The 26650-nt window shown below is 61.4% G+C and carries 24 protein-coding genes; 11 read left to right on the top strand and 13 right to left on the bottom strand.

The genetic code is table 11. The features are described from left to right. Window positions 1-55 precede the first annotated feature (55 nt). The 7 genes from QDX22_RS08840 (at window position 56) to QDX22_RS08810 (ending at window position 8144) form a co-directional block, all read left to right on the top strand. Window positions 56-751: a response regulator gene (locus QDX22_RS08840; RefSeq protein ID WP_166769928.1), complete on the top strand. Its 696-nt coding sequence runs from the start codon at window positions 56-58 to the stop codon at window positions 749-751. A 34-nt stretch (window positions 752-785) separates the two neighbouring features. Continuing rightward, window positions 786-1094, top strand: coding sequence for a hypothetical protein (locus tag QDX22_RS08835; RefSeq protein ID WP_110110901.1), 309 nt, complete (start codon window positions 786-788; stop codon window positions 1092-1094). Window positions 1095-1306: 212 nt separating this feature from the next. Beyond that, on the top strand, window positions 1307-2347 hold the full coding sequence (gene adhP / locus QDX22_RS08830; RefSeq protein ID WP_110110902.1) for an alcohol dehydrogenase AdhP: 1041 nt from the start codon (window positions 1307-1309) through the stop codon (window positions 2345-2347). A gap of 124 nt (window positions 2348-2471) precedes the next feature. Further along, a complete protein-coding gene (locus QDX22_RS08825) occupies window positions 2472-3227 on the top strand; it encodes an ABC transporter ATP-binding protein (RefSeq protein WP_110110903.1) in 756 nt (251 codons plus the stop codon). Between the two features lie 3 nt (window positions 3228-3230). Beyond that, complete coding sequence (locus QDX22_RS08820) at window positions 3231-5921, top strand: ABC transporter permease (RefSeq protein ID WP_279717766.1); 2691 nt, start codon at window positions 3231-3233, stop codon at window positions 5919-5921. 254 nt (window positions 5922-6175) lie between these two features. Next, window positions 6176-7006 carry an SDR family oxidoreductase gene (locus QDX22_RS08815; protein ID WP_110110905.1) on the top strand — a complete coding sequence of 277 codons (831 nt, stop codon included), beginning with the start codon at window positions 6176-6178 and terminating at the stop codon, window positions 7004-7006. Between the two features lie 61 nt (window positions 7007-7067). Next, window positions 7068-8144, top strand: coding sequence for a phosphotransferase family protein (locus tag QDX22_RS08810; protein WP_110100877.1), 1077 nt, complete (start codon window positions 7068-7070; stop codon window positions 8142-8144). 117 nt (window positions 8145-8261) lie between these two features. Here the strand turns inward: QDX22_RS08810 and QDX22_RS08805 are convergent, their stop codons facing one another. After that, window positions 8262-9041 carry a crotonase/enoyl-CoA hydratase family protein gene (locus tag QDX22_RS08805; RefSeq protein ID WP_110100878.1) on the bottom strand — a complete coding sequence of 260 codons (780 nt, stop codon included), beginning with the start codon at window positions 9039-9041 and terminating at the stop codon, window positions 8262-8264. Window positions 9042-9076: 35 nt separating this feature from the next. Further along, the gene (locus QDX22_RS08800; RefSeq protein WP_110110906.1) at window positions 9077-9955 is read right to left on the bottom strand and encodes a 3-hydroxyacyl-CoA dehydrogenase family protein; all 879 of its coding nucleotides are present in this window, start codon (window positions 9953-9955) and stop codon (window positions 9077-9079) included. 374 nt (window positions 9956-10329) lie between these two features. Between QDX22_RS08800 and QDX22_RS08795 the strand changes: the two genes are divergently transcribed. Then, entirely contained in the window at window positions 10330-11553 is a 1224-nt protein-coding gene (locus tag QDX22_RS08795) for an acyl-CoA dehydrogenase family protein (RefSeq protein WP_279672680.1), read from the top strand. Here QDX22_RS08795 and QDX22_RS08790 read toward each other — a convergent pair. The 5 genes from QDX22_RS08790 to QDX22_RS08770 form a co-directional block, all read right to left on the bottom strand. Next, entirely contained in the window at window positions 11528-12040 is a 513-nt protein-coding gene (locus tag QDX22_RS08790; protein ID WP_279672679.1) for an NUDIX hydrolase, read from the bottom strand. The two genes, QDX22_RS08795 and QDX22_RS08790, sit on opposite strands and share 26 nt — an antisense overlap. 43 nt (window positions 12041-12083) lie before the next feature. Beyond that, on the bottom strand, window positions 12084-12569 hold the full coding sequence (locus QDX22_RS08785; protein ID WP_279672678.1) for a hypothetical protein: 486 nt from the start codon (window positions 12567-12569) through the stop codon (window positions 12084-12086). Between the two features lie 466 nt (window positions 12570-13035). Further along, on the bottom strand, window positions 13036-13746 hold the full coding sequence (locus QDX22_RS08780) for a DUF6318 family protein (RefSeq protein WP_279723947.1): 711 nt from the start codon (window positions 13744-13746) through the stop codon (window positions 13036-13038). A gap of 120 nt (window positions 13747-13866) precedes the next feature. Next, entirely contained in the window at window positions 13867-15291 is a 1425-nt protein-coding gene (locus tag QDX22_RS08775; protein ID WP_279717762.1) for an HNH endonuclease, read from the bottom strand. Between the two features lie 137 nt (window positions 15292-15428). Continuing rightward, entirely contained in the window at window positions 15429-16436 is a 1008-nt protein-coding gene (locus tag QDX22_RS08770) for a DUF368 domain-containing protein (RefSeq protein WP_279717760.1), read from the bottom strand. A 101-nt stretch (window positions 16437-16537) separates the two neighbouring features. On the opposite strand from QDX22_RS08770, the gene QDX22_RS08765 reads away from it, so the two are divergent. Then, window positions 16538-17449, top strand: a complete 912-nt coding sequence (locus tag QDX22_RS08765) for an aspartate dehydrogenase domain-containing protein (RefSeq protein WP_122548988.1) — start codon at window positions 16538-16540, stop codon at window positions 17447-17449. 31 nt (window positions 17450-17480) lie between these two features. On the opposite strand, the gene QDX22_RS08760 is transcribed toward QDX22_RS08765, so the two are convergent. After that, window positions 17481-19145 carry a long-chain-fatty-acid--CoA ligase gene (locus tag QDX22_RS08760; protein WP_110100886.1) on the bottom strand — a complete coding sequence of 555 codons (1665 nt, stop codon included), beginning with the start codon at window positions 19143-19145 and terminating at the stop codon, window positions 17481-17483. Between the two features lie 160 nt (window positions 19146-19305). Between QDX22_RS08760 and QDX22_RS08755 the strand changes: the two genes are divergently transcribed. Then, window positions 19306-20079: an enoyl-CoA hydratase/isomerase family protein gene (locus QDX22_RS08755; protein ID WP_110100887.1), complete on the top strand. Its 774-nt coding sequence runs from the start codon at window positions 19306-19308 to the stop codon at window positions 20077-20079. A 15-nt stretch (window positions 20080-20094) separates the two neighbouring features. Here QDX22_RS08755 and QDX22_RS08750 read toward each other — a convergent pair whose 3' ends face one another. From QDX22_RS08750 to QDX22_RS08730, 5 genes are all read right to left on the bottom strand, one after another. After that, on the bottom strand, window positions 20095-21255 hold the full coding sequence (locus QDX22_RS08750; RefSeq protein WP_110100888.1) for an acyl-CoA dehydrogenase family protein: 1161 nt from the start codon (window positions 21253-21255) through the stop codon (window positions 20095-20097). Window positions 21256-21317: 62 nt separating this feature from the next. Then, on the bottom strand, window positions 21318-22055 hold the full coding sequence (locus tag QDX22_RS08745) for an SDR family NAD(P)-dependent oxidoreductase (protein WP_110110688.1): 738 nt from the start codon (window positions 22053-22055) through the stop codon (window positions 21318-21320). An 84-nt stretch (window positions 22056-22139) separates the two neighbouring features. Next, window positions 22140-24038: a cytochrome b/b6 domain-containing protein gene (locus QDX22_RS08740; RefSeq protein ID WP_279672675.1), complete on the bottom strand. Its 1899-nt coding sequence runs from the start codon at window positions 24036-24038 to the stop codon at window positions 22140-22142. A 32-nt stretch (window positions 24039-24070) separates the two neighbouring features. After that, window positions 24071-25054, bottom strand: a complete 984-nt coding sequence (locus tag QDX22_RS08735; protein WP_279672674.1) for an electron transfer flavoprotein subunit alpha/FixB family protein — start codon at window positions 25052-25054, stop codon at window positions 24071-24073. A gap of 13 nt (window positions 25055-25067) precedes the next feature. Continuing rightward, window positions 25068-25850 carry an electron transfer flavoprotein subunit beta/FixA family protein gene (locus QDX22_RS08730; protein ID WP_110110686.1) on the bottom strand — a complete coding sequence of 261 codons (783 nt, stop codon included), beginning with the start codon at window positions 25848-25850 and terminating at the stop codon, window positions 25068-25070. A 192-nt stretch (window positions 25851-26042) separates the two neighbouring features. Here QDX22_RS08730 and QDX22_RS08725 point away from each other — a divergent pair, with 192 nt between their 5' ends. After that, window positions 26043-26648: a TetR/AcrR family transcriptional regulator gene (locus tag QDX22_RS08725; protein ID WP_279672673.1), complete on the top strand. Its 606-nt coding sequence runs from the start codon at window positions 26043-26045 to the stop codon at window positions 26646-26648. Window positions 26649-26650 lie beyond the last annotated feature (2 nt).

The following is a 26650-nucleotide window of genomic DNA, read 5'->3' as shown; positions in this document are numbered from 1 at the left end:
CAACCCGCCAACCTCACCGCCACCGCACACACCCACCACGCCAGAAAGCCACCGCATGACCACTCCCCCAGCACCCATCAGCATCGGCGTTATCGACGACCAACACCTGGTCCGCTCCGGGCTGAGCATGCTGATCAACTCCCAGCCCGATCTCACTGTCACCGCCGAAGCCGCCACCGGCACTGAGGCCCTGACCTCCGAGGCCATCGCCGGCTGCGATGTGCTGTTGATGGACATCCGCATGCCCGGACTCAACGGGATCGAAGCCACCCGCCGGCTGTTAGCCGAACACCCGACGATCCGCGTGGTGGTGCTGACCACCTTCGATCTGGACGAATACGCACTGGAGGCCATCGACGCCGGGGCCTCTGGATTCTTGCTCAAAGATGCCCCGCCCGACCAACTCCTGTCCGGCATCCGCTCGGTGCACCACGGCGACGCGGTGATCGCACCCTCCACCACCCGCCGGTTGCTCGACCATCTGGCCACCGAACTGCGCACGCCCTCCCCGGCCACCCCGCACTGTCACGAGGAACTCGATCAGGCGATAGCGACCTTGACCAACCGCGAGCGCGACGTGCTGATCCAAATGGCCGAAGGGCTGTCCAATCAGGAGATCGCCGAGGTGCTGTTCGTGTCTGAAACCACCGTGAAAACCCATGTGTCCAAGATCTTGCAAAAACTGCACGCCCGCGACCGCGTGCAGGCCGTGGTCGCGGCCTACCGGGCCGGTATCGTGCCACAGCACTAAGACAGCCACCAGATAGCCGTGGCAGAATAACGGTATGTCCTCACGCCGTTCTGCTCGCCGTGCTCAACAACCGGCTGAGCACCCCAGCCCGCCGTCTTACCCCTCCCGCGCCGAGGACGTGGCCGCCGAAGAGCTCCCGAGAACCCACCGAATTTCTCCCAAAACCCTGGGCTTAGTGCTGATGGCTCTGATCGGGATCATCATGCTTATCACCACCGGCGTGTTATGGCTGGTCACCGGTCACCTCTCCCCGTTGATCCTCACTCTGGGGGTGCTACTGATCGTTGTTCCGGCCGGGTATGGCCTCTGGCGAGCAATCGCCACGCGCCAAAACTCCCGCTAACGCGACACGATCCGACTGATCGACAGGATCCAGCGGAGACGGCACCGTCCGCACGCGCCCTGCTACCGTGTGTTGCAGTGCCGTGCTGAAGTGCCTATCTAGCCGTGCAACCTGGGGGCAACGTTTCAGCATTCTCGTGTGATTAGACTCACAGCCACGAGACGTCGCTCGTTCGACGTCACCGCGAATCAGAACAGGAGCTGTGAGAAATCATGACACCCCCAACACCCCTTGCATCCACCATGAAGGCCGCCGTCGTCACGCAGTTCGGCGATGACCTGACGGTCAAAGACGCCGGCGTACCCACCCCCACCGGCCACCAAGCACTGGTCAAGCTGATCTCCTCCGGGGTCTGCCACACCGACTTACACGCCGCCGAAGGCGACTGGCCAGTCAAACCCTCCCCACCGTTTATCCCCGGTCACGAAGGGGTGGGCGTGGTCGAAGCTCTCGGAGACCAGGTCACCAATGTCTCGATCGGCGATCTGGTCGGCAACGCCTGGCTGTATAGCGCGTGCGGGCACTGCGAGCACTGCCGCACCGGCTGGGAGACCCTGTGTGAAGAGCAAGACAACGGTGGCTACACCGTCGATGGCTCATTCGGCGAATACATGCTGGTCGATACGCGCTATGCGGCGATGATCCCCGCCGGTGCTGACCCCTATGAAGTCGCCCCGGTGCTGTGCGCCGGAGTCACCGTGTATAAGGGGCTCAAACGGAGCGAAGTCCAACCCGGTCAATGGGTCGTGATCTCCGGGATCGGCGGGCTGGGCCATATTGCCGTGCAGTACGCGGTGGCCATGGGCATGCGCGTGGCCGCGGTGGATATTGCCGATGACAAACTCGCCCTGGCTCGTCAACACGGCGCCGAATTGACCGTCAACGCCAACGTGGCCGACCCATCGATCGAGATTCAGCAGACCATCGGTGGCGCTCACGGCGTGCTGGTCACTGCGGTGCACCCCGACGCGTTCGGCCAAGCGATCAATATGGCCCGTCGCGGGGGCACGATCGTCTTCCACGGACTTCCCCCGGGTGAGTTCCCGGCCCCGATCTTCGATATTGTCCTGAAAGGGTTGACCATCCGTGGCTCGGTGGTCGGCACCCGTCAGGACATGGTGGAGGCCCTGGAGTTCTATGCCGCCGGCAAGATCCATCCCACCTTCCACCGCCGGCCGTTAGCTGAGATCAATGAGATCTTTGACGAGATGCGCCACGGTAAGATCGACGGTCGCGTGGTGATCGAGTACTGACCCCACCACCCCACCCCGGCTCGTGTTGGCCTCCTCCTGCAGGAGGAGGCCCGGTGCGATCGGGGTCGGCAGAATCGTTCTAGGCGCCGATGTGCCTGCCAGCCCGACCGAGCAGGATAGAAGCATGACACAACATCATGCACCCACTCATCAATATCCTGCCGTGGCGGCCAAGAACCTCTCCAAGGTCTATGGCTCCGAGAACACGCAGGTCACCGCTCTCCACAACGTTTCCGTTTCCTTCGCCCCCGGAGAGTTCACCGCGATCATGGGGCCTTCCGGATCGGGAAAATCGACCCTGATGCACGCTCTGGCCGGACTTGATACCGTCGACTCCGGCCAAATTGCCTTAGGCGGCGAAATCATCACCGGTCTGAACGATAAACAACTCACTATCCTGCGCCGGTCCAAGGTCGGGTTCATTTTCCAGGCCTTCAACCTGGTCCCGACCCTGAGCGCCGAACAAAATATTCTGCTCCCGCTCGATCTGGCCGGCACCACACCAGATCGCGCCTGGTTCCGCCAGATCGTCGAGGTACTGGGCCTGACCGAGCGGCTGAATCATAAACCCCACCAGCTCTCCGGTGGCCAGCAACAACGCGTCGCCGTCGCCCGCGCGCTACTGACCCGCCCGGATGTGATCTTCGCCGATGAGCCCACCGGCGCATTGGATACCGCCACCGGAACCGAGGTGTTGACCTTCCTGCAGAACTCGGCCCGACAGTTAGGCCAGACCATCATCATGGTCACCCACGACCCCACCGCGGCCAGCTACGCCGACCGGGTTATTCTGCTCACCGACGGGGCGGTCACCGGTGAGATCCACCGGCCCACCACCGAATCAGTGCTGCAGGCCATGTCCGAGATGGGGGAGGTCTAAACGATGGCACCGACCCTGAAAATTGCCCTCTCCCAGATCCGCCACAGCCCTCGCCGGTACGTATCGGTGCTGATCGCGATCGTGATCGGCACCATGTTTCTCGCCGGAGCGCTCCTGGTCGGATCCACCTCAACCGCGACCCTGAAAGCCACCCTCGGAGAGACCTATTCGACCTCCGATGTGGTGTTGTCCCCGGACCCGTATTCCGATGCGGCCTTATTGCTGGCCGATCCAGACACCCAGCGAGAGCTGGAAGAGCTCGATACCGTCGCCGAGGCCTACTCGCCGAGCACCACCTATGTTCCCCTCGGAACCGACACTGAGCCCAACGCGGCGCCCTTGCTGTTACAACCGGCCCCGCGGGATCACTCGTTAGTGGCTACCGAACCGACTCGGGGCGAGCTGCCGGCCCACGACGGCAGCGGCGAGATTGCCCTGAACGCTGAGGCGGCCGAAAAGCTCGGTCTCGATATTGGCGACACCTTCGAGCTCGAGGGCCCCAACGGCCCGGTCACCGCCACCCTGACCGGTACCTTGCCGAGCACCACCAACCCGATGATGGTCTACGGCTACCAGGCGATCGGCTCCACGGACCTGGTCGAAGCCTTCAACGCCGTACCCAGCCAGGACCCCGAGACCGGCGACGGATCCGGTCAACCAGCTACTGACGAATCCGCCGAGCAGGCCGACACCGTCTTCACCGACTACACGCTGATCCGGCTCGCCGACGGTGCCTCCACGGACCAGGCCCTGGCCGAGCTGACGTCGTGGGCCGAGCGTCAAACCGCTGACGACCGCATCACCACCACGATCCAGGTCGACACCCCAGAGCACACCATCGCTGCTGAACTCGAGGAAACCCCCGTGGCCGCCGAATTAGTCGGCGTGCTCTTGGCCTTTGCGGTGGTCGCCCTGTTTGTCACGATGCTGGTGATCGCCAATACCTTCCAGGTGCTGGTCGCCCAGCGCTCCCAACAACTGGCCCTGCAACGGGTCTTGGGCGCCACCCGCGGCCAAGTCCGCTCCTCGGTATTGCTGGAATCCTTCGCGATCGGCCTGATCGGCTCGGTGATCGGCCTCGGGCTCGCGGTAGGCTTGATGGCCTTGCTGGTCTTCCTGGGATCTCAGCTACTCAACATGCCGCAACTGACCTTCGGAGCAGAGCTGAACCTGCTCTGGGTGCTGGTGGCCGGTGTGGTGATCACTGTGGTCGCCGCCTTCTCCCCGGCCCTGCGCGCCACCCGGGTCTCCCCGCTGGCCGCGCTGCGTCCGATGGAGCCGACCGGAGTGCAGCAGAAGACCGGCATCATCCGGTTGATCATTGGTGCGGTACTGTTCGTGGGCGGCTCGGCGCTGATGGTCGGCACCGCCCTGGTCGGCCAGTTACTGCTGGCGATCCTGGGTGGGGTCATCTCCTTCATCGGCATATTGTTGCTGGCGGTGCTGTTCGTTCCGGGCGCGGTCTACGGTGTGGGCGCGCTCCTGCGTGGTCTGGGCGGGGTCCCGGGCCGAATGGCCCAGCTGAATGCGGTGCGCAACCGGTCCCGCACCGCCTCGACCGCCACCGCACTGCTGGTGGGCACCACGCTGGTCACGCTGATGCTCACCGGTGGACGCATCGCTCAGGCGCAAGCCGACAAGCTACTGACCTCGAATTTCCCGGTCGATGCCGTCATCACGGAGCTGGCCGATCCCGCCACCACCGCCGAAGATATCGAGCAATTCGAGCACGTGCAGAACACTGCCGTGATCGAGACTGTCGGCACCTACGAGGACTCCAGTGGAACGCTACAACAGGTCCAGTCCGCCCAGCCCGACGCGCTGACCGCGGTCGGCATTCCGGATCAAGACGTCGAGATGCTCGAGGAAAAGCACACGGTGTTGTTGCCGTCATGGATCGAGCAACAGGGGCAAGACCTGGGGCACGATCCGACCCCGCAGACCCTGGAGGTCACCGGCGCCGACGGCACCACGCTGACGCTGACGGTGCAGCGAACCGAGACGTCATTGCAGAACCCGCTGGTCTCGCCCGCCACCGCCGAGGCGTTGGGTGGCCCCATGCCGGCCGAGAGCCTGCCAGACTCCCCGGACTCTGCCGCCCCGGTCTCGCCTGGCGGTCAGGTCTGGTTCAGTGTCGACGACGGTCTGAGCATGAACGAACTCACCGAACTGTTCACCTCGATCAATACCCAGCTGGACGAGACCGCCAACGTCACTGCGCCCGCGGCCGAGAAGGCCCTCTACCAGATGGTGATCGACATGCTCTTGCTGATCGTGGTCGCCTTGCTGGCCATCTCGGTGATCATCGCGCTGGTCGGCGTCGCCAATACGCTCTCGCTGTCCACCATGGAACGCACCCGAGAGAACTCGCTGATGCGCGCGTTGGGGCTGACCCGTGGGGGGCTCCGCTCGATGCTGGCCTGGGAGGCGATGTTGATCGCAGCGGTAGGCGCCGTGCTCGGCTGTGTGCTCGGAGTGTTCTACGGCTGGGCCGGGGCCCAAGCGCTCTTCCAGCCGCTACTAGCCGATGACACGCTGAGCCAGTCCTCTTCCGAGGTGGTGGGACTCACCGTCCCGTGGGTGGAGATGCTGATCATCCTGGCAGTAGCGGCCCTGGCCGGCCTGCTGGCCTCCATCGCCCCGGCCCGCCGGGCGGTGAAGACCCCGCCGGTCCAGGGGCTGGCCATGGAGTAACCGCAAGCGCTAGCACTGGGTCCGTGGCCGGTGGTGTCCAGCTCTCATCGCCACATCGGGTGACGAGATGGCACCACCTGCCCGGGCCCAGCCACCGGTTTAACCGGCGCATGTAACTTATCGGCCAACAGTGTCGTTTTAGGTGAGCTACTTTCCAATCCTCTGTGACCCGGGTTACTCTAAAGGGGTGATCAGGGGAGAAGCATTCTCCCACCGCCCACTGCATACCACTATCGACTGGAGGGTCCCGGACCGTGACTACCGAAACCACCGCATCATCGCAACAGCACGCTGAGGCCAAACCACAAGACTTCGCCGGCAAGACCGCCGTGGTCACCGGCGCTTCTCGCGGGATCGGCCTGGGCATTGCTGAAGAGCTGATCGCTCGCGGGGCGAATGTTGTGATTACCGCCCGGAAGGAAGGCCCCCTGCAGGAAGCCGCCGAGCACCTCAACGAACTGGCCGGCAAGGCCGGTTCCTCCGGTCGCGCGATCGGGATCGCCGGAAAGTCGCACGATCCCGAGCACCGTCCCGAGGTTCTCGCTCAGGTCAAGGACAATTTCGGTCGCCTGGATGTGCTGGTCAACAACGCCGGGATCAACCCGGTCTACGGCCCGCTGGCCGAGATCGAGCTGGAAGCCGTCCAAAAGATTCTGGAAGTCAACGTGATCTCCACCTTGGCCTGGGTTCAGGAAGTCATCGCCGATGACGAGCTGGGCTTCAAAGACCACGGTTCGATCGTGAACCTAACCTCTGTCTCCTCGATTATCCCCTCAGCCGGTATTGGCCTGTACGGCGTGTCCAAATCAGCCGTTTCCCACCTGACCCGCACCTTAGCTGTCGAGCTCGGCCCGAACATCCGCGTCAACGCCGTCGCACCCGCGGTGGTCAAGACCAATTTCGCCAAGGCCCTGTACGAGGGCCGGGAAGAGACCGTGGCAGCTGAGTACCCGGCCAAGCGGCTGGGCACCCCCGAAGACATTGCCACTGCGGTGGCCTTCCTCGCCTCCGATGCCGCCTCGTGGATCACCGGTGAAATCTTGGTGGTCGATGGTGGCATCACCGTGGCCGGCGGTTCTGCCTAAGCAAGCCTGCCACAGCGCACGGTGCGGAACAGGGAAGAACAGCAAGAGGAGACGATAGATCATGAGCGAGCCTGACAACTCCACAGGCCACGCGGCGCCGGGTGAGGACCTGCCCGGGCTGAGCTTAGCCGCGGTTCGTACCTACCTGGATGATCACCACCCGGGACTCGTTGACCCCGAAGGGCAACTGTCTGCCGATCTGATTACCGGTGGTAAGTCCAATATCACCTACCGGGTCACTGATGGGCGCAGCACCTGGGCGCTACGCCGACCTCCCATTGGTCACGTGCTGGCCACCGCTCACGATATGTCGCGTGAGTATCGAGTGATCTCCGCACTGACCCCGACCAGTTTCCCAGTCCCCAATGCGGTCACGCTGTGTGAGGACACCGAGGTGCTGGGCGCCCCGTTCTACCTGATGGATTTCATCGAGGGCACCACCTACCGGTATGCCCGCCAGCTGGAACCGATCGGAGCAGAGCGGACCCGCAAAATTTCGGAGCGGATCCTGGACACGCTGGTCGATCTGCATGCCATCGATCCGGCCGAGGTGGGGCTACAGGACTTCGGTAAACCTGCCAACTACCTGCAGCGCCAGGTGTCCCGGTGGAAGAAACAGCTGGATGCCTCCCTGTCGCGGGATATCCCCGAGTTTGAGCAGCTACACCGCCGGCTAGAGTCCCAGATCCCGGAGCACTCCGAGGTCAGCATTGTCCACGGCGACTTCCGGCTCGACAACACGCTAATTGGCGCCACCGGCACCGACCAGCAGGACGAAGTCCTGGCGGTGCTCGACTGGGAGATGGCGACCCTGGGCGACCCGCTAGCAGATCTGGCTCTGACCGTGGTGTACAACGCCTTGGCCACCCGGGGTGGCCACGCCGCCGAATCGGTGTCCGATGTTGCCCTGGCCCCGGGCTTCATCAGCCAGGACGAGCTTCTGCAACGCTACGCGGAGCGCTCCCAGCGGGACCTGGACCAGATTGATTTCTACCTGGGCCTGGGTGCCTTCAAGTTAGCGGTGATCATGGAGGGCATCCACTACCGCTACCTGCAGGGCAAGACCGTGGGTGAAGGATTCGACAAGGTCGGTGAGCTCGGCCCTGCCGTGCTGGCCTACGGTCTGGAGCACCTCTAATCCCCGCACTCGCTCAGATCAAATCAGACCACAGCTCAGTCAGCCACAACAGCCACCACTGATCAAAACCAGCGAGCCGGTGCACCTGCTGCCAGGTGTACCGGCTCGTTTTGGGCGTTACCGTCCTTTCCACTGCGGAGCACGTTTCTCCGCAAAAGCACGGGATCCCTCCAGTGCGTCCTCGGACTCCCCGACCGGTTCAGTGAGCACCCGCTGACGCTGCATCATCTCATCCTCCGTCCAGGAGGCAGATTCCACCACCACCTGTTTGGACACCCGCACTGCCAGCGGGCCATTGGCCGCGATCTTCTGGGCCATCTCTAGGGCGGCGTCCAACGCCGTGCCTTCCGGCACCAGCTCGTTGACTAGTCCGTGCCGGTACACAAACTCAGCGGGGAAAAGATCACCGGTCAGCACCATGTGCAACGCCACGGCCCGGTGTGTGCGCCGCGGCAGTCGCACCACACCACCCCCGGCAGCGATTAACCCGCGCTTGACCTCGGGGAGTCCGAACGTCGCGGTTTCGGAGGCCACCACCAGGTCACAGGCCAGCATGGTCTCAAAGCCACCAGCCAGCGCGTATCCTTCCACCGCGGCAATCACCGGTTTGGACACGAAGTTCTCGGCGATCCCCAAAAACCCTTTACCTTCCACAAACGGGCGCTCGCCCTTTTCCGCGAAGGCCTTCAGATCCATTCCGGCACAAAAGGTCTGTTCGGCGCCAGTCAGGATCGCTACCGCCAAAGAGTCGTCCCGATCAAAATCGTCCAGGATCGCCACCATGGCTTCCGACATTTCATTGGTCGCGGCATTTTTCGCCTTGGGCCGGTTCAGGGTAATGATCAGCACCTGATCGCGGCGCTCAGTGATCAGCTGATCGGTCGGTGATTCCATCATGGCTAAACTCCTTCTGGATGCCCGTGCCGGGGCTGTTAGTTCTCGTAGTTGTACCAACCACGACCGGTTTTCCGGCCGTAGTCACCGGTTTCGTATTTTTCTTTCAGCACCGGGTGCGGTAGCGCTGCGTCCTCCCCGGTTTGGTCGTATTCGGCCATATCGATGAAGTAGGAAACATCGATCCCCACCAGATCCATCAGCTCGAATGGCCCCATCGGGTGGCCCAGAGCATCCCGGGCGGCCACATCGATGTCTTCATAGCTGGCAATACCGGCCTGGTAAAGATTCAGCGCCTCATCGCGCAGGGCATTCATGAGCCGGTTGGCCACGAACCCGGGGATCTCACGGTGCAGTTGCACCACGTGCTTGCCCAGTCGCTGCGCCACAGCGCACATCACGTCGATGGTGTAGGTGGAGGTCTGGTCGTTGGGCACAATTTCCACGGCCTTCATCACCAGCGCCGGGTTGAAGAAGTGGAAATTGCACACCTTATCGGCCCGGTTGGTGGCATCAGCAACCTGAGACGAGACGATCGTGGAGGAGTTGGTCGCCAGAATCGTGTGCTCCGGCGCCGCTTGATCAAAACCGGCGAACAGTTTGCGCTTGATCTCCAGGTTCTCGGTGGCTGCTTCAATTACCACATCGGCGCCCGAGACCACCTGATCGGAATCCGTCGAGAAGCTCAACCGGTCAAACGCCGCATCAACATCAGCCTGCTGGCGACGGCCCTTGGACACGTCGCGTTCCATCCGCGAGCGCAAAGACGCTTCAGCTTTCTCCAGGGCCTCATCCACAATATCCACCACAGTGGTCTCGAATCCGGCCAGGGCGCACGCCATCGAGATCTGCGACCCCATGGTCCCGGACCCGATCACGGCAATGCGACGGATGTTTTGTAGCAGGTCGTCAACCATCAGAGCACTATCTCCTCGTTCTGCTTCGGTCGTTTCTCCTCGACTCTGATCAGTTCTGATCGGTGCTGACCAGTGCCAACTGGTGCTGGCCGGCAAGAGCCGATGGGTGATGATACATCTCCCGCTTAGCCTACCGGTGGCGACGATCACAGTGGAAGATGCGTTGGGCTCTTACGCTACTGATCACCCCGGCTGTCCAACAGCGCCATCCCATAGTCTCAGTTGAGCAATTCCCGGCACGCAATAATCGGCCCGCATCTGCGTATAGAAGCATTAACCCCTCGCTATAACCCCCACCGTGGGGTGTGGGTCACTATGATGTGGAATACATTGTCTTGCCAGCTGAGGCCGTCGTGAAAAGAGGAAGAGCGCTCATGCCCAAGCATCCCACTGACCTGATGAACATCGAGTCGTTACTGAGCACTGAAGAACTCGAGGTCCGTGACCGAGTCGCGGAGTTTGTGGATCGCCGGGTGCGTCCGCAGATCGCCATGTGGTTTGATCAAGCCCATTTGCCGATCGAACTGATCCCCGAAATGGCGGAGCTGGGCCTATTCGGCATGCATTTGAAGGGCTACGGTTGCGCGGGGCGTTCCGCGGTGGAGTACGGTCTGGCGATGCAGGAAATGGAAGCTGGCGACTCGGGGTTGCGCACCGTGGTCTCGGTTCAGGGATCCCTGGCGATGTCGGCGATCTCTAAGAATGGTTCCGAACAACAAAAAGAATATTGGTTGCCCAAGATGGCAAGCGGTGCAGCGCTGGGTTTCTTCGGTCTCACCGAACCCACTGCCGGATCCGATCCAGCCAGTATGACCACCCAGGCCACACTCGTTGACGGACAGTGGGTGCTTAACGGCGCCAAGCGCTGGATCGGTTTGGCCTCCATCGCCCAGGTGGGCATCGTCTGGGCCAAAACCTCGGTGGCCGATGCACGCACGGTCGGCGCGGTTCCTGAGGACTACGACAAGCCCGATGATGCCCAGGTCGTGCGCGGGTTTATCGTACCCACCGATACCGAAGGCTTCACGGCCATCCCGATCGAGCAAAAGTTGTCGATGCGCGCCTCGTTGCAGTGCGAGATCCACCTGAACAATGCCACCCTGCCCGCCGATGCGATATTGCCCAAGAATCCCGGCTTGCGCGGTCCCTTTAGTTGCCTGAATGAAGCCCGCTACGGCATTGCATGGGGCGCGATGGGGGCCGCGCGCGACTGCCTGGAGGTGGCATTAAACTATGCCTCCGAACGATTGCAGTTTGGCCGCCCGCTGACCTCGTTCCAGCTCACCCAGAAGAAACTGGCCGATCTCACCGTCGATCTGGTCAAAGGGCAGTTGCTGGCCCTGCAACTGGGTCGAGCCAAAGACGCCGGCACCCTAGAGAACCATCAGATCTCGGTGGCGAAGATGGATAATTGCCGTAGCGCGATCAACATCGCCCGTGAGTGTCGCACCATTCTGGGTGGCAACGGCATTACCGGCGACTACTCACCGCTTCGTCATGCCAATAATCTCGAATCGGTTCGCACCTACGAGGGAACCGACGAAGTACACACGCTGATTATTGGCCACCAGCTCACCGGGATTCCGGCCTATAAATAGGCTCGGCCCTCCCCAACTGGGCTCGAGAAGTCTCAGTGAGGTAGCCGATAGCGGACTGTTGCATTCGGGTTCGAATCTCTGTGGCGAGGTCCGCGAGAAAGGTTCCTTGAGGAAGCCGTAGATCGTCACCGTCGATAGGGATCCAGCGTAGCTCTTCGATTTCCGCGTGAGGTTGCAGGTCCTGGTCCTGCCAGATCTGGTAGTCGACGGTAAAGACTCGCGAGCGTAACACCGTATTCGGTTCGTTGGCTGCAACACTGGTGAATGTACCCCAATCGTGCAGGTCCTCGACCCGTAATTGAAGACCCAACTCTTCGCGGGCTTCCCGCACGGCGGTCTCGGTAGCGCTTTCTCCGTGTTCGGGCTTACCGCCCGGGTACATAAACGCCTGAGTCCCCACTTTGCGCACATGGCAAACGCGATCCTGATCATCGCGCAAGACCACAGCACTGACAGTGATGACGGGTTGTTCTTGAGTCGTGTCCACCCGCCCAGTATAGAACCGCGCCCATGAGGCTTCCTGAGCAGGCTCAACAACCCCAGTTCGTTTGAGCTTCATCGCACGGGCCGGACACGTTGCGGGTCTCGGCACGCCAGATGTCGGCAGTGACCGGATCAGCGTCCAGGGCCAAAGTCCCGGGGATAGGGCGACTGGCCATCCCCTCCACCTGGTAGGTTCCCCGATAGTGAGTCGTGAGATTGACCTGGAACTGGCCGGTGTCATCGTAAACGTGAGAGGTCGGGGTTTCGTCATTAAACACCTCCGTGGCGTAACCACCCACAGAAGTCGTCCGGCTGGTCCCGTCACCGTAATCCCATTCATACCGGAACGGTTCCATTTCAACGCGAACCGAACGACCAAACATCTGTTCCTCAAACACTTGAGTCTCGGTGGAATCGACAAAGAAATTGGTATGCGCCCGGATCAACCCGAACCCACCACGATCAGTAGAAATCTGACCCGGTTCGACGTCCATAGTTGCTACCTCTGACATCGTCACGTCAGGAACGACCACCTGCTGATTTCCTCCCGCTCCACCAACTGGAGCAGGCTGCGAGACAGGCGTACTGGGATTTAGCAACGAGTCACACCACTTCGGCGTAGTAAATTCTGGAATCCGTATCTCGAGCCGCTTGTGCGTGAAACAGATAAGGCGAAGGGCGTATTCAGACGAATGCGCAGAAGATCCCCCACTGTTCGAAGACGGCCCACTGCTCGAGCCCCCACCAGCGCTAGAACCGGAAGAGACTTCTCTCGAGGGTGCGTCGTGTGACGGAGCTGTTGTTAAGGGGAGAGCACGCGTCGAAGAAGAGCTGCCCTGCTGGTTCAGCTCGGCGGACACCTCAATAGTTCCTTCTCCGGCCAAAGCACTCGTCCCCCATTCGATGCTCGAGGACTCATCTGCGAACGCCATGGTCTTCGTGAACAAAAGGACCGCACACGTCACAATCGGGACTATAAGAAAACAACGCTTCATGAGATTATTCCGCTACACCACCTGAGTAGTACCAAATCTGGACTATCTGCCATATCTCCTCGGACTCATCAAAAGCCAGATCCATTTTGTGACCAGTTCGTTGATAATCCTCAACGCCACGGCCTGGAATAATTTCGCCGTTTGAATCGTAAGTATGGTTCTCGTGCTGAGTAACAGAAACGTCAACTTCGCCTTGACCAGAATCCGGATCAAAATGCAGAACGTTGTAGATCTCTGGTTCCGTACCAGAGTTGTCCGACCAAGCTCCTTCCTCATAATGGCGTATCAACGAATCCATCTGACCTTGACAGTACTCACAAGACTCAGTGGAGATTTCCTCCAGGAGTGCAGTGTCACCCGACTCCGACATGTAGTTGTAGGCGTCCCACCAATACAGGGCGGCGGCCTTCATACCCTCCTCAGTCAGCTCACTGAGACCCTCCGGTTTTTCCGGGACCGGAACATTTTGGGCCGGCCCGTCCTCGGATGCGGGAATATATTCCGTAGGAGAGGGATCTTGACTAGTTGCAGTCTGATTCTCCTCGTCCGGTACGGTGGCATCCCGAGCTGAGGCATTGTGGTTAGTATCGTCGGAAGAACAGCCAGCTAGGACGAGCCCCAACAAAACCAAGCCACTGCACGAAAACACGGAGGCAAAACGGTGTCGCCGACGTTCAGTGGACGGTGTAAGTGATGGTTTAGGCACGGTTCGCATCTCCAGTTTCATCGAAACGATTGTGTAAGCTACATCACTCCACGCTACTGGTCATGAGAAATCGCTACTAGAGCTATCCACAATTAATTTGCACACGCACACATGAAAACGTGCAAACCCCTAGAACGGGGGTGGTCCTTCGGAGTCGGCGAAACCCGGCGGGTCATCATCGGCGTCCCAGGGCAGCGTGTCCTCGTCGGGATCCGACGCGTCAAGATTCGGGGCATTGGGTACCGGAGGATCGTTGCCGACCACGAGCCCAGGGATCACGGGAGTGGTGGGAGTGTGGTATCTCTGGCCAGTGGGGGTTTCAACCCGTACCCCGTCGGCGTCGGCGGTGTAGTTCCAGCCGATTTTTTCTTTGTTCTGGTTGCAGCTGGCACAGAGCCCCTGCCCGTTCTCCCAGGAGGTCGCTCCGCCGTCCGCATACCGGGTGGCGTGATCAAATTCTTGGATCGGGTTGTCGCAGAACGGGGTGCGGCAAACATCATCGCGCGAGGAGATCAGGGTTTTGAGCCCGGGTGTGAAGGATCGGCCGGTGGATTCCATGCCGATCAGGCCGCCGTGGCCGGGGTCGATAAAGAAACGACGGATGAAGGCCTTCGCCTCGGGGTTTTTCAGCCACTTGCGCGCAGTGTCGGCCGGCAGGGGGCCTTGTCCGGAGATCCAGGCCGGTGAATCGCCGTGGCCAAACAGTGAATCGGCGGTGATTAACACGCCGACGTGGGCTGAGACTGCCGGCGCAGTGCGTTGGCCGGTGGCGTATTCGACGAGCAAGTCTGCTTCGAGCTGTTTCAACGTGCGCGGATCGGGGTTGTCGGCGTCGGCGATCATCCGACGGGCGGCCTTGGTGAGACTGGCCTTGATCGCAGTGGCTTCTTCGGTGGGGAGGTAACCGATCACATAGGACATGCCGGGGCCGGCATCTTTGAGAGTGACGGAGCGTTTCGGCCGGGCGTCGCGGGCTTGAGTGGCCTGTCGATCAGTATCGAGTCGTTGCGCGTGGCCGCGAGCTTGGCGGGCCAGGCGTTGCGCCGAGAGAGTTGGGTAGTGCTCGGCCAGTTCGGCATCGATGGTCCGCTGGTGGTCGGGGGTGAGGCCGGAGAGTTCGCGACTGATCCGTTGCAAGGAGTCTTCGGATATGTGGCCCTCGGTCAGGGCGTCCAATGCCCGGGGCATGGTGGTCGTCAGGGTGCGCGCCAGATCCAGGAAACGGTGACCTCGAGTCGGTGACTGGTGGCGGGCCAGGCCGATTTCGGCCGCGAGGCCGGCGCCACGGCGGTCGGCGGGGACGCCTTCGGCTTTCTCGCGGGCGAGGCGTTGGTCATGAAGCCGGGAGGTAAGCCGGACTTCGGCAGCGGTGAGCGCATTTTTGGTACGTTCGAGTTCGGTGAGCAGCTCGACCATGCCAGCTTCTGTAGCCACGTGGGCGGGTTGTGAAGCGAGCGCGGTATCGGCGCACATCGCGACGAATTCGGCCATGAATTGCTCGCGGGCCTGAGCCAGTTGGGTGGCGGTGGTGGCGGCATCAGTCAGGATGGTCATGCCCTCGAACGTAGTGGGCCACTGAATTCGGGGGCAGTCGGCCCGATCCAACTGTGGACAACCAGAGGGCTGTGGGGGCGTGCTGTGGAGGTAGCGATCGTCAGTTCAGGGGTCGGACGGAGCGCATGGGTCAGACGTTAGCTGTCTTGGGCGCGACGAGCCATTCGGCGGTCGACGATGATCAAGACCACCACGATGGCAACACCGGCCAGCATCAAGAGGATGACGGGCATCAGCGTGTTGGGATCGGGGCCGAGTAGTGATCCGGCTTCGTCTTGCCAGGGCCACAGGCTCCGCAGGGCGCCAGCCATCACGCCGGTCAACACCGCCAGGGTGAGTGCGTGGTGATGGTCCAGCAACCATTTCAGGGCTTTGACGATCACGATACCGCCGAGGATCAGGCCGATCAGGAAGATTCCCAGATAGCCCAGGTCGCGTTCGTCGACGGCGCGCAGGGTGGGCTCGTAGAGTCCGAAGGTCAGCAGGATGAATGAGCCCGACAGGCCGGGTAAGACGAGGGCCGAAATCGCGACGGCGGCGGCGAGAATGATGATCCAGGGGGTGGGCTCCAGGTCGGCTTGGGGCAGGGACACCAGCCAGAAGGCGGCGATCAGGCCGAGGATCGCGGCGAGGACGTGGTAGTAGCGCAGGCGCTGGCGGGAAGGGTCTTTGCCAGCCCAGCGTAGCAGTTGGCGACGGTAGCGGAAGCCATCGAGCAACATCAGGAAGGGCACGGCGATCGAGGCCAGCACCATGCCGAAGAACAGTCCGCGCATTTGTTCGGGGTAGTTTTCCAGCAGATTCACCATGGGGCCGGCGATCAACAATACCGCCACGAGCATGCCGATGACGGCGGGAATGACGACTTTCCAATGCACGGCTGCCATCTCGGAGCGGAAGGCAGCAGCTCGGTCGGGGCCGGTGATGAGTTTGCGGACGGCGGTGATCAGATGCGAGGCGGAATCGATGATCTGGTCGTAGATGCCGACCACCAGGGCCACGGTACCGGCGGAGACGCCGGGGACAGTTTCGACGGTGCCCATCATCGCACCGCGCACGGCGTTACCGAGCACGGAGGTCTTGCGGTAACTGGGCCCGGAGGGCGCGGTCTGCTGGTCGGTGGCCTCATCGGGGGCTGATGACATCGGGACGGTGTCCTGTTCTCTACGGTCGCTGGACTGTTTCTGCGGGAGTTGTCTGCCAGCCGGGCATGGCCTGAGTCAGTCTACGAGATTAGACTGAAAAAATGCCTGCAGAAACGTCAACCCACGTGGTCTTTCTGGGTTTTGGTGCGGTGGGTCGCCATTTAGCACGGTTGTTGCGCCCGGAACTGGATAAGGACCGAATCCGACTCACCGCGGCGGTGCGGGATCTGTCGCGCTATGAAGACAGTCCGGCACCCGATGGCGTGCAATTGGTCCAGATTGATACTCCGGGTCTAGAAACAGCGGTGGACAGTGCTGAGATCATTGTGGAGGCCGCCGGAGTTGAACCGGCCACTACCTACGGACCGGGGGTGATTGCGGCCGGTAAAGATGCGGTGCTGACCAGTGTGGGTGCGTTGGTCGATGAAGAGATTGCCACCCAGCTGTTATCGGGTCCGGGACGGTTGTGGGTAACCCACGGTGCGATCGGCGGGCTGGATATGTTGTCGTCACTGGCCGAGGCCGACGGGCTGGACCGGGTGGGAATTACCACATCGAAACCGCCGGAAAGCTTGATTCAGCCCTGGATGGATGACCAGCAACAGGATCGGCTGGCAAACGTGGGGGACGACGACGAACCGTTGACGGTGTTTTCGGGTTCCCCCCGAGGCGCAATAGAGTCGTTTCCGGGGAATACGAATGTGGGCGTGGCGTTGGCATGGGCCACCCGGGGGTTGGGCACGTCGCCGGAGGATAACGTGCGGTTGATGCAACAATCGCTGGATCGGGTGGAGCTGAATCTGGTGGCCAATCCACGTTTGACCGATGCCCGGCATGAAATCATCGCCACCGGTGCCGCCGGGCGGTTTCAGTTCACGTTCGAGTCGGCTCCGAGCCCGGAAAATCCGCAGACCTCCATCACGACCGCGCTGTCGGTAGCGCATACGCTCCGGCAGGTGCTTCAGCAGCTGGGGGATCACACACCACCGACAGCGCGCAAGCCGCGAGGTTAGGTTTGCGCAGATCAACCCTGGTGAGACCAGGTCACGCCAGGTAGGTATCGGAGTACTCGGCGCGGATCTTCTTCTTGTCGATCTTGCCGACCGAGGTGGCGGGGATGTGATCAACAACCTGGAAGGAGTCCGGCAACTGCCACTTGGCGAAGTCCTGGAGCAGGTGCTCGTGAATTTCGTCCAAGGTGATCTCTTCACCGTCGCGAGCCACCACCAGCACGAAGGGGCGCTCTTCCCATTTGGGGTGTTCCAACCCGACCACGGCAGCTTGGGCGATCTTCGGGTGAGCGGTGAGCGCATTTTCCATATCGATCGAGGAGATCCACTCGCCACCGGATTTGATCACGTCTTTAATGCGGTCGGTGATTTTCAGGTAGCCGTTCTCGTCGATGGTGCCCACGTCGCCGGAGCGCCAGTAGCCGTTGACGAAACGGGCGGCCAAATCTTCTTCGGCCATCTTGTGGTAGGTCCCGGTGATCCAGGGGCCCTTCATGCAGATCTCGCCGGCCGAGGTACCGTCCCAGGGGACCTCGAAGCCGACCCCGTCAAAGAGGGCAAAGTCGATGCCGGAAAGCAACAGGCCTTGTTTGCGCATCAGTTGCAACTTGTCGTCGTCGCTCAGCTTTTCCTTCAGGGTACCTTTCAGACGGTTGACGGCGACCACCGGGGAGGTTTCGGAGGCACCGTAGCCGTGGATGACTTCGGCACCGGTCAGCTCGATAAATCCGTGCATCATGGACAGCGGCGGCTCGGAAGAGCCAGAAATCATGCGCAACCGGGACAAATCCGGGGCGGGATCCATTTTCTTGATCTCCTCCAGCATCGGGGAGAAGATAGCCGGGGCGCCGTTGGTGACCGAGACGTTTTCCTCGACGATCACCCGCACCAGTTCCGGGGTTTCTTCCATGGCATACCGGCCCGGGAGTACGAGTTTCGCTCCAGACAGCACCGCCATATAGACAAAGCCCCAGCTGGAGACGTGGAACATCGGGGTAATGGGCATCACGCAGTCATCGGAGGTGATTCCTAGCACCTGGGCCACACCGTAGGTGTGCAACACCTGGGAACGGTGGGAGTAGAAGATGCCTTTGGGGCGACCGGTGGTACCGGTGGTGTAGCAGGCGGTACAGGCCGAGTTCTCGTCCATATTCGGCCAGTGTTCTTCCACCGGGGCTTCAGCCAGAATGTCCTCGTAGAACACAGCGTTCTCCAGGCTGGTCTGGACCTGGTCGGCGGGTTTGTCGGTCATGATCACCCAGGTCTGCACGCCGGTGGCCTGCGGGGCAATCGCCTCGGCGACCGGGAGTAGGGTTTCGTCGACACACACAACTTTCATCCCGGCGTTGTCCAGCACGTAGAGCATGTCTTCGGCGGGAAGACGCAGGTTGATCTGAACGTGGACGGCACCCAGGGCCGGTAGGGCCCAGTACATTTCGAAGTGTCGCAGGTTGTTCCAGTCGATCACGCCGACCCGGTCTCCCACGCGGACACCTAGCTTGCGCAGAGCGTAGGAAATCTTCACGATGCGGGTGTATTCCGCCGCGTAGGTGGTGCGATCCCAGCCGCCATCGGCCGTGCGGTAGACCACCGGGGTATCACCATAGCTGCGACAAGCGTGGCGCAGCAGTGTGGTGAGGCTGAGCTGGTAGTCGTTCATCATGGTGGCGGGGTAACCGGTGACCACTGGTTCAGTCATTGATACTCCTTATGTTGTGTTAAGTCTCATATTAAAGGGTGATCTGACTCACTCAGCTTAGTATGTCATGTGAGCCGAATTACAGATGACGCTCATTCATGACGTCAGGTATCTATGACCACCATGGTCGGTTGTTCGAAGGATCACTAGGATAAAGCACATGATTGAGACCAGTATTGACAGCAACATCGGCACCGTTACGCTGAATGCTCCGGAACGGTTGAATGCACTTAGCCCGCAGGATTTTGCAGATTTCGCCGCGGCGGTGCGCGAGCTACGCACCAACGAACAGGTACGGGTGATCATCATTCAGGGAGCCGGCGATGCCTTTTCTTCCGGGTTGAACCTGAAGGCCCTGCCGTTTTCTGATGACGGTGAACCACAGATCAACGATGATCAGGTGCGGGCGATTTATCAAACTCCGGTGGAGATCCGGGCCGCCCGTCAGCCGGTGATTGCTGCGGTGAACGGACTGGTGATCGGTGGGGCAATTTCGCTGATTGGAGCCTGTGATTTCCGAATCACCACCGCACAGACCAGGTTCCGGGCACCATTTGGGGACCTGGGTCTCTCCGGGGGAGATCTGGGGCTCTCGTGGTTCTTGCCACGACTGGTGGGACCCACCCGGGCAGCACAGATCTTATTGAGTGGCGAGTGGTTTACCGGTGCCGATGCTGCCCAATGGGGTCTGGTCACCGAACTGGTGGATGACCCCCAGTTCCGGGCACAACAGCTGGCTCAAATCCTGGTGAAGAAATCGCGGTATTCCTTGGAGCAGACCAAGCGGTTGTTGGTGGCATCGGTAGATACCGGGGTGGGGTTGGACGCCCACCTGGACGATGAAATTGCCGTGCAGGCAACAGCCATGCGCTCCCCCGACTTCATCGAGGGAGCGCAGGCCATGATGGAAAAGCGGGAGCCGAACTTCGGCTAATCCAGCTGGGGTGGGCTAGAAGCCGCGAGAGATCAGATCCTTCATGATCTCGTTGGTGCCGGCGTAGATCGGCTGCACCCGGGCATCAACGTACATGCGGGCGATGGGGTATTCCATCATGAAGCCGTAACCGCCGTGCAGTTGCAAGCACCGGTCAACCACCTTGCACTGCATGTCGGTGGCCCAGAACTTGGCCGCAGATGCCCCTTCGGTGGTGAGTTTTCCGGCGACGTGTTCTTCAATGGCCCAGTCGACCATGGACTTGGCGGCCAGCGTGTCGCCGGCGCATTCGGCCAGGACGAATTTGGTGTTCTGCATGTCCATCACGGTCTTGCCGAAGACCTGACGGTTTTTGGTGTAGTCGATGGTGGTGCGCACGGCGGCCTCACACGCAGCAGCGCCGGTGACGGCCACGGCCAGACGCTCCTGGGGTAGCTGCTGCATCAGCTGGTAGAAACCCTTACCTTCGCCGGCTTCACCGCCGAGGATGTTGGCGGCGGGAACCCGCATCTGGGAGAAGAACAATTCACGGGTGTCCTGTCCGTGGGTCCCGATCTTCTGCAGTACGCGACCGCGCGAGAAGCCTTCGAGTCCGTCAGTTTCAGCCACGACCAGCGAGATACCCTTGTGACCGGGTTGGTCGTTGGTGCGGGTGACGATGATAATCAGGTTGGCCTGGGAACCGTTGGTGATGAAGGTCTTGGAGCCATCGATCACGTAGTCGTCACCGTCGCGAACACCCTTGGTGCGGATGGCCTGCAGATCGGATCCGGTGGTGGGCTCGGTCATGCCGATCGCGGCGACCAATTCACCGGTGGCCAGTTTCGGCAACCAGCGCTGCTTCTGGTCCTCGGTGCCGTATTCCAGAATGTAGTGGGCGCAGATCACCGAATGGATCACGTTACCCCAGGCATTATCGGCCACGCGGGCCTGTTCTTCGATCAGCACGGCTTCGTGGGAGAAGTCTCCGCCACCGCCACCATACTCTTCGGGGATGGACAGGCACAGCAGGCCGGCGTCGCCGGCTTTATTCCACAGGTCGCGGTCGACTTCGTGCTGTTCGGCGAAACGTTCCGCGTTGGGGGCGAGTTCTTTTTCGCAGAATTCGCGGGCCATATCGCGCAGATCGTCGTGTTCTTCAGTGGCCCAGCGGGGGCGGTAGTCATCTAATAACATGCTTTTCTCCTCAGCTTGGTCGATGCCGGGTGGCTATCTGGTGATCTGACAAAGTGGGGTCGTTAGGGCTGCATCCGAATGGCGCCATCCAGCCGGATGACCTCACCATTGAGGATCTGGTTCTCCCAGAGGTGCAGCACCAATTGGGCGTACTCGGAGGGCTCACCGAGACGCTGCGGGAACGGGATCGCTTTGGCCAAGGAGTCCTGGGCTTCCTGGGGTAGCGAGGCCATCATCGGGGTCTTGAAGATCCCGGGAGCGATGGTCACCACGCGGATGGCGTGGCGGGCGAGTTCGCGGGCCAGTGGCAGCGTCATGGAGGCGACACCACCCTTGGAGGCCGCGTAGGCCGGCTGTCCGATCTGGCCGTCGAAGGCTGCCACGGAGGCGGTGTTGACAACCAACCCGCGCTCACCACGCTCATCCGGTTCCTGGGTGTGGATGGCCTCGGCGAACAGCCGGGTGGTGTTGTAGGTACCGATCAGGTTGATGTTGACGACTTTGGCGAAGTCGGCCAGCGGGGTGGCCTGACCTTTGGACACCGCTTTTTGGGCAATGGCGATCCCGGCGCAGTTGACCAGGCCGGAGAGCCGTGCTGTGGACTGGGCGACCTCGATGGCTCTTTGAACCTGATCTTCGTCGGTGACATCAGTTTTCACGAAGGTGCGGTTTTCAGCATCTTCACCCTTCAAATCGGCCAGGATGACCTGGGCGCCCCGGGAGGCGAGGGCCCCTGCGGTGGCTGCACCGAGCCCAGAACCACCGCCGGTGACGATAAAACTACGCTGTGAAAACTCCATAGTCTTCTCCTTAACTTGTGGTGTGACTATACAGTCATACAGTACCAAATGAGAGACGTGTCACAGGCACCGTGTGGGGTTTTCTTAGCGCGACGAAACGGTACCGGTGGTTTGGGCCACCGGGGAGATGATCATCGGCTTGATCAGCCAGGTGGCACCGACCGTGACCGCCAGGGCGAGGAGGAAGACCAGCAGCCCCCAGACGTCGTTGGTGTCGCGACCGGTGAACATATAGTTCAGGTTGGTCAGCGCCCCGGTCATAAACACCAAGAAGACGTGGACGATCACAAATGCCACGAAGAAGATCATGGTCGGGAAGTGCAGCTTGCGGGCCAGGGGAGCGGGATAGATCTTGTTCAGAGTGGCGTTATTCTTCGGCCACCAGGTCGACATCCGCAGACCGGTGATGATCGCGATCGGGGAGGCAATGAAGACCACAATGAAGTAGGCCACGACCTGCAGTGCGTTGTAGTGCGCCCACGCATCTTCTGCCGGCCAGTCCAGGGAGGCGTATTGGATCCCGGCGGAGACCATATTCGGGAAGATGTCCCAGTCGGTGGGCACAATGCGGGCCCAGTGGCCGGTGGCGAAGAGCAGGATCACAAAAATCACGCCGTTGAGCACCCAGAGCAGGTCCAGGGCTTGGTGAGTGAACTGGTGGATGGTGACCTTGGGTCCTTCGTCCTTGAACGGTGAGAACAGGCTCTTCTTCTTGGCTCGCCAGTAGGCTTCGGGACGCTGTTCGGTGCGGATCAACAGACCGGTGCGCACGATCAGCACCATCAGGAAGAAGTTGAAGAAGTGTGCCCAGTTCATCCACCACGGGAACCCTTCGGGGGTATCCGCCGGTTGAGTGGAGTGTCCGTCGTAGGTGGCGATAAACTCGGCCACCGGGTCCAGGCTGCGAAGCCAGCGGGCGAAAAGGACCACCACAACGGCCAGAACCAGGACACCGGCCAATCCGAGCAGGCGCTTGGTCCACGGCGAGAGCGGTTTCTTCTCTTTCGGCCTCGGCGAGACAGACGGTTGCTGGGCGGCAGCGGCGGTGGGCTGGGCTGCCGCCTGATTGGCCGCGAGGTGAGTATCCGAGGGTGTGGTCGTCGCCGTCGGCGAGGAGGCCGGTGACTGCTCGGTCTGCGCTGATGCCTGCGGCGATGGTGGGGATTGCTCGGTGGTAGCGGGTGACTCGGTCTGCTCGGGTTCCGCAGCGGTCGCTTCGGCCGGCTGTGCCGGAACGTAGCGGTATTTCAGCGGGGTCCAACCGGCCATCCGGCGACGACCCTCCGGAGCGGTTTCGGGGGTAGAGACTTCTTCCACATGCCCCTGACCTGCTGTTGCGCTGGTCGTCGGGCCCGCGGTGGTAGCGGTCGCGGTGTCGTGTGTTGCTACGGTGGCAGGAGCTACCGCAGGTTGCTGTGATGCACCGGATCCCTCAGTGGTCTCACCCGGCTGCGGGGTACTGGCCACGCGCTGATACTTCAGCGGTGACCAGCCAGCCATCCGACGACGACCGGCAGGGATCGACTGCTCTTCGGCAGCGACCTCGACCACCTGGGCGGTGGTGGTAACCCCAGTGGCGGTACCATCTGCCGTGGTTGCGTCGGCCTCGGGTGCAGACGCAGGGGATGTGGAGGGTGCCGCACTGGTAACCGCCTGTCCGGTGTGCTCCGGAACGAACCGGTAGTTCAACGGGGTCCAGCCCGTCATGCGACGTCGACCCGCTGGCAGGGGGGCCGGCTCGGTCACTTCTTCGAACGTTCCGGCCCCGCCGTGCCGCGCGGGGGTATCGGCTGATGGCTGGGGTGCAGGCTGTGCGGCCGTCGGTTGTGCTGTAGCAGGCTCCGGTGGAGTCTGCTGGTCAGCCGGTGCGTTTATCGGTGCGCGTGTGGCCGGCACAATGTGGGGGTTTTCCACGGTTAGTGGTGTCCATCCGGCCATGCGACGCCGCGAAGGCTCGCCACGCAGGTTGTCCTGCTCCGTCATCGTTGATGCCCCTCCTGGTGGTGCATGAGTGGTTAGCGTTTGCCCAGTTCTTCGATCAGCTGGGGAACCACGTCAAAGAGATCTCCCACAACGCCGAAATCGGCGACTTCAAAAATGGGGGCCTCTTCGTCCTTATTAATGGCCACGATGGTCTTGGCAGTCTGCATACCGGCCAGGTGCTGGATCGCACCGGAAATACCCAGAGCCACATAGAGTGTCGGTGAGACCGAGACACCGGTCTGACCCACCTGGTAGGAGTGCGGCACGTAGCCAGAGTCCACCGCGGCACGCGAGGCACCCACGCCAGCCCCGAGAGCATCGGCCAGCTGGTTAACCAGGTCAAAGTTTTCCGCCGATCCCACGCCGCGACCACCGGAGACCACAATGTCGGCACTGGTCAACGCCGGGCGGGTCGAGGTCTGCTCGGCGACCTGGACGGCATCAACGCTGGCGAACTTCGAGGTGGTCTCACCTGAAGATAAGGTGACCAGTTCGGGACTCGACACCGAGTCAGCACGGTGGGAAACCGACCCAGGGCGAATCGTCACGATCATCAATCCACCTTCCACGGTGGATTCGGCGTTGTAGTCACCACCGAACACCGCGTGGGTGGCCACGTTTTCTTCACCCTCGGCATCCCAGTACAGACCGGTCGTGCCGTAGGCCAGGGCACCGTGACGCGAGATCGCCAGTCGCCCGGCAGTGTTGCGACCCGTGATGGTGTGAGACAGTACCACGGTGGTGGCACCAGACTGGTCGATGGCCCGCTCCAGGGCGGTCAGTTCGGCTTCACCATAGCCGGAACCGGCGCCGGTGGAGGCCAGCACTTGGGTGGCACCCAGCTCGCCAAGACTCGAAACCACCTCGGCGGCAGGCTCGCTGTCGGTGGCTACCACAGCCACGGGAGCGCCGACTGTAGCAGCTGCGCCGAGCACCTCGGCGGCAGATTCAGCGGGTTGGCCCTGCTCAGTGAGCTCAATCAGGGCCAGGACAACGGGGTTATTGGGGTTCGTCATGGGGTGCCTCCGATTAGATCACGTGGCGTTCGGCCAGGAAGTCAACAAGTTGCTTGACGGCATTATCCTCAGCGGGGACCTTCGGTCCGGCGGTGCGCGCAGGACGCTGGGCGGCGCTAACCATCGTCGAGCGCACATAGGCGGCCTCGGGACCGGCCTGCAGGTCCAGGTCAGCCAGCGACAGCTGCTCCTGTGGCTTCTTTTTCGCTGCACGGATGGCCTTGAAGTTCGGCAACCGCGGCTCAGCAATCTTTTCGGTCAGCGAGACCACGGCGGGGTACTGAACGCTCAATGTCGTTTCGGTGGTGCCATCGCGTTGGACACCGGAAATCCCGGTGGCGGTCGCGGTGGCTTCATCCAAACTAGGCGCCACGGGCCGGCCGGTCAGCTGGGCGATCGCGGCTGCGAGCATACCGCCCTGACCGTCGGTCGACTCAGCCCCGGTGAGTACCAGGTCAGCTCCTTCACGCTCCACCACGGCGGCCAAAACGCGGGCGGTTTGGACCAAATCGGACCCGGCCAATCCGTCATCGACGATGTGCACCGCCCGATCCGCACCGATAGCCAGCACCTTCCGCAGAGCCTGCGAGGCATCGTCGGGGCCCATGGTCACGGCGATGATTTCGGTGTCATCGGCACCAATGTCGTTCTTAAATTGGGTGGCTGCCTCGGCGACACGTTCATCGATCTCATCGATCACGGCTTCTGAGACACGATCAACCATGCCGGTCTCGAGATCGAGCCCGCGCTTGCCATAGGTGTCGGGCACGAACTTGGCGAAGATCATTAGCTTCATCGCTGCACTCCGTCTGCACTTTTGTACGTTGTAGTTTCGGGTGGGTGTCATCCTGGCGCTGACCGGGACACAAAGTCCCGTCGTGCCCTCAAGGCGCGCGTCATGGCACGTTAGGATTTAGCCACACACATAGTACTCTACTGTGATCTAGCACGCATTATTTTCATCGTTACCGAAAGAGGCGACACCCGGATGCAGCTCACCGACTCAGCGGAAACCACGGCGAAAGAACGCATCCTGCAGGCCGCTCTGGAATTGTTCGCACAACACGGCCCGGCTGCCACCTCGATGCGCTCGATCTCGACGCAGGCTGGGGTGACCGTCGGGTTGATTACTCATCATTACGGCACCAAGGCGCTCCTGAAGGAAGCGGTGGAAGATGAGATCGTGTTCGGTATTCGGGATGCAATCGCCTACGAGCACCTTCCCGAAGACCGCAAACCAGATGATCCGCAAGCGGTGGCCCCCACTTTGGATCAGCGACTCCGCGATTGGTGTCAGGAGAACCCGCACGGGGTGAATTACCTCCGGCACGTGATGTTGCTGGGCGATCGGGAGGTCTCCGATGACCTGTACCAGCGCATCACTGATCTTGCCACCGCCCAGATCCAAGAATTACGCGAGCGCGGGTTCGCCTCCACCACTCGTGACACCAGTGAACAGGTCATGCGTGTCCTCTACGGGCAACTCGGCCAGGTGTTCATGCAGCCGTTTATCGACCGGGTGGCCGAAAAACTCCATGTCAACGCCGATGAGATGGGACTGCATATGCGCGTGGTGGCCGATCCGAAGCGCTAGAC

It is taken from the genome of Auritidibacter ignavus, from assembly GCF_029853775.1.
In the GTDB taxonomy this organism is placed as follows: Bacteria; Actinomycetota; Actinomycetes; order Actinomycetales; family Micrococcaceae; genus Auritidibacter; species Auritidibacter ignavus.
This window is presented reverse-complemented; position numbering and strand designations above follow the sequence as displayed.

What these genes read in the sequence shown, in the direction of transcription:
- QDX22_RS08840 (WP_166769928.1), top strand. Translation starts at nt 56, where the DNA reads ATGACCACTCCCCCAGCACCCATCAGCATCGGCGTTATCGACGACCAA.
- QDX22_RS08835 (WP_110110901.1), top strand. Translation starts at nt 786, where the DNA reads ATGTCCTCACGCCGTTCTGCTCGCCGTGCTCAACAACCGGCTGAGCAC.
- adhP (WP_110110902.1), top strand. Translation starts at nt 1,307, where the DNA reads ATGACACCCCCAACACCCCTTGCATCCACCATGAAGGCCGCCGTCGTC.
- QDX22_RS08825 (WP_110110903.1), top strand. Translation starts at nt 2,472, where the DNA reads ATGACACAACATCATGCACCCACTCATCAATATCCTGCCGTGGCGGCC.
- QDX22_RS08820 (WP_279717766.1), top strand. Translation starts at nt 3,231, where the DNA reads ATGGCACCGACCCTGAAAATTGCCCTCTCCCAGATCCGCCACAGCCCT.
- QDX22_RS08810 (WP_110100877.1), top strand. Translation starts at nt 7,068, where the DNA reads ATGAGCGAGCCTGACAACTCCACAGGCCACGCGGCGCCGGGTGAGGAC.
- QDX22_RS08805 (WP_110100878.1), bottom strand. Translation starts at nt 9,041, where the DNA reads ATGATGGAATCACCGACCGATCAGCTGATCACTGAGCGCCGCGATCAG.
- QDX22_RS08800 (WP_110110906.1), bottom strand. Translation starts at nt 9,955, where the DNA reads ATGGTTGACGACCTGCTACAAAACATCCGTCGCATTGCCGTGATCGGG.
- QDX22_RS08795 (WP_279672680.1), top strand. Translation starts at nt 10,330, where the DNA reads ATGCCCAAGCATCCCACTGACCTGATGAACATCGAGTCGTTACTGAGC.
- QDX22_RS08780 (WP_279723947.1), bottom strand. Translation starts at nt 13,746, where the DNA reads ATGCGAACCGTGCCTAAACCATCACTTACACCGTCCACTGAACGTCGG.
- QDX22_RS08775 (WP_279717762.1), bottom strand. Translation starts at nt 15,291, where the DNA reads ATGACCATCCTGACTGATGCCGCCACCACCGCCACCCAACTGGCTCAG.
- QDX22_RS08770 (WP_279717760.1), bottom strand. Translation starts at nt 16,436, where the DNA reads ATGTCATCAGCCCCCGATGAGGCCACCGACCAGCAGACCGCGCCCTCC.
- QDX22_RS08765 (WP_122548988.1), top strand. Translation starts at nt 16,538, where the DNA reads ATGCCTGCAGAAACGTCAACCCACGTGGTCTTTCTGGGTTTTGGTGCG.
- QDX22_RS08760 (WP_110100886.1), bottom strand. Translation starts at nt 19,145, where the DNA reads ATGACTGAACCAGTGGTCACCGGTTACCCCGCCACCATGATGAACGAC.
- QDX22_RS08755 (WP_110100887.1), top strand. Translation starts at nt 19,306, where the DNA reads ATGATTGAGACCAGTATTGACAGCAACATCGGCACCGTTACGCTGAAT.
- QDX22_RS08750 (WP_110100888.1), bottom strand. Translation starts at nt 21,255, where the DNA reads ATGTTATTAGATGACTACCGCCCCCGCTGGGCCACTGAAGAACACGAC.
- QDX22_RS08745 (WP_110110688.1), bottom strand. Translation starts at nt 22,055, where the DNA reads ATGGAGTTTTCACAGCGTAGTTTTATCGTCACCGGCGGTGGTTCTGGG.
- QDX22_RS08740 (WP_279672675.1), bottom strand. Translation starts at nt 24,038, where the DNA reads ATGACGGAGCAGGACAACCTGCGTGGCGAGCCTTCGCGGCGTCGCATG.
- QDX22_RS08735 (WP_279672674.1), bottom strand. Translation starts at nt 25,054, where the DNA reads ATGACGAACCCCAATAACCCCGTTGTCCTGGCCCTGATTGAGCTCACT.
- QDX22_RS08730 (WP_110110686.1), bottom strand. Translation starts at nt 25,850, where the DNA reads ATGAAGCTAATGATCTTCGCCAAGTTCGTGCCCGACACCTATGGCAAG.
- QDX22_RS08725 (WP_279672673.1), top strand. Translation starts at nt 26,043, where the DNA reads ATGCAGCTCACCGACTCAGCGGAAACCACGGCGAAAGAACGCATCCTG.